Annotated in this window: 1 rRNA gene; it reads left to right on the top strand. The window is 52.7% G+C overall.

What is annotated here, in order from left to right:
* A 23S ribosomal RNA gene (locus IB268_RS30950) occupies positions 1-256 on the top strand; the annotation flags it as partial.

The raw sequence follows: 256 nt of genomic DNA, 5'->3' as shown, positions 1-256 counted from the left end.
ACAGTCAGGAGGTTGGCTTAGAAGCAGCCATCCTTTAAAGAAAGCGTAATAGCTCACTGATCGAGTCGTCCTGCGCGGAAGATGTAACGGGGCTAAGCGATAAACCGAAGCTGCGGGTGTGCACTTTTAGTGCACGCGGTAGGAGAGCGTTCTGTAAGCCTGCGAAGGTGGCTTGTAAAGGCTGCTGGAGGTATCAGAAGTGCGAATGCTGACATGAGTAGCGATAAAGGGGGTGAAAAGCCCCCTCGCCGTAAGT

This window comes from Achromobacter sp. ACM01 (assembly GCF_014851745.1).
Taxonomy (GTDB): domain Bacteria; phylum Pseudomonadota; class Gammaproteobacteria; order Burkholderiales; family Burkholderiaceae_B; genus Achromobacter; species Achromobacter aegrifaciens.
The sequence above is the reverse complement of the archived record's forward strand: the minus strand, read 5'-3'. Positions and strand labels throughout refer to the sequence as shown.